This window comes from Corallococcus sp. 4LFB (genome assembly GCF_046520365.1).
In the GTDB taxonomy this organism is placed as follows: domain Bacteria; phylum Myxococcota; class Myxococcia; order Myxococcales; family Myxococcaceae; genus Corallococcus; species Corallococcus caeni.
The window spans coordinates 1-1,412 of the sequence record NZ_JBKGHJ010000983.1 but is presented as its reverse complement, the minus strand read 5'-3'; the positions used below and the strand labels follow the sequence as shown (position 1 = coordinate 1,412).

The 1,412-nt window shown below is 67.7% G+C and carries 3 protein-coding genes; all 3 read right to left on the bottom strand.

What is annotated here, in order from left to right:
* A partial coding sequence (locus tag ACLEQD_RS43365) for an AMIN domain-containing protein (RefSeq protein WP_410391789.1) occupies positions 1–442 on the bottom strand: 442 nt, incomplete at its 3' end.
* 58 nt (positions 443–500) lie between these two features.
* The gene (locus ACLEQD_RS43360) at positions 501–1,061 is read right to left on the bottom strand and encodes a pilus assembly protein PilP (RefSeq protein ID WP_410391788.1); all 561 of its coding nucleotides are present in this window, start codon (positions 1,059–1,061) and stop codon (positions 501–503) included.
* 44 nt (positions 1,062–1,105) lie between these two features.
* On the bottom strand, positions 1,106–1,412 hold a 307-nt coding region (gene pilO, locus ACLEQD_RS43355; RefSeq protein WP_410391787.1), incomplete at its 5' end, for a type 4a pilus biogenesis protein PilO.

Below are 1,412 nucleotides of genomic sequence, written 5' to 3'. Positions count from 1 at the left end.
GGGGCCTCGGGCGGTCGCGGCGGCGGGCCACCGGCGAGCCGTCCACGGAGATGACCACGCGGTTGCCCTCCGCGCGGACGTCGTACTGGGAGGCCTGGTCGAGCGCCACCAGCACGCGGCCCACGCTGGCGCGCGCGTCGGAGAACTGGGCGGCCACCACGCCGGACACCGGACCGGTGCCGTCATGGTGCCCCTTGATGCCGGTGGCGTCCGCGGACGACAGGTCCACCACCAGCCGCTCCGGCCCGCTGAGCCGGAAGACGGTGAAGGTGGGCGGCCGGGTCCCGGTCACCACGACCTGGGCACCGGCTCCCGTCCGGGACACCTGCAGGTCCCGCAGCGTATTGAGATCCGCGCCGTACACCTTGGCGCTTGCCAGGACGACCGCCCATGCGGCCGCCATGATCCACTTGCCCCTCGTCACAGCGCTCTGCTCGAGCATGCGTCCCCTCAACAAGTTGGAAGCGGGCGACGACTGCCCGCGGGCGCGCCGTGGGGCGCTACTCCCAGTTCTTGCCCGTCATCAGGTTGTATGCGGGGTCCTTCACGCCATCCGCCTTGAGCTGGAGACTCACCGGGTTGCTGATGAGCTCGCCCTTGGCACCCGTGAAGACCTCGGTGACGGTGACCGAGTCCCTTAGAATCTGTGTGACCTTGCCGCCCTGGCGCCCCACGCGGGTGTTGCGCCGGACGATGTGGCCGCGGCCCAGGGGGTCCTCGACCATCGCCAGCGGGCTGGCATCCCCCGTGACGACCGCCACCAGCTTGAGCTGGTCGAGGTCGTACACGCACAGGGGTTCATTGCAGGCCCGCTCCGGTGCGTCACGCGCCACCGGCCCGAGCTCCTCCAGCGGACTGCGGAACGGATCCCGCTTTCCCACCGGACTGTAGGTGTAGACGAACGCTGGCGCCGCCGACGCCTCGGTCTTCTCTTCCACCGGGGCCGGCGCGGGGGCGGCGGCCTTGGGAGGAGCTGGTGGCGGAGCTGGTGGCGTGTCCTCACAAGCGGACAGGGTCAGCGCCATCACCGCAGCGGTCATCGTGGACTTGAACGTCTTCATCCGCGTCATCCCTTGTCGCCCCAGTTGCCGGGCGGATCAAGTTTCTAGTTGCTCTTCGTCTCAACGAACCGGAACGTCGTCGCCAGGAAGCTGCTCTGGAGGACCACCTTCTCGTTCTTGAGGGTCGCGTTATCGAGCTTGATGTTGTTGACGTTCACGATGCGGCGCATGTTCGCCATCTCCTGAAGGAACATGGCGATCTCGTGGTAGTTGCCGCTCACCGTCATCTTGATGGGGATGCGCGCGAAGAACTCGCCGCCCTCGACGTACTCCTTGTCGGGCTCCACGCGGGAGATCTCCAGGCCGGACTTCTTGCCGATGTCGTTGATCTGCGCGAGCAGCTCTTCCATG

What these genes read in the sequence shown, in the direction of transcription:
- ACLEQD_RS43360 (WP_410391788.1), bottom strand. Translation starts at nt 1,061, where the DNA reads ATGAAGACGTTCAAGTCCACGATGACCGCTGCGGTGATGGCGCTGACC.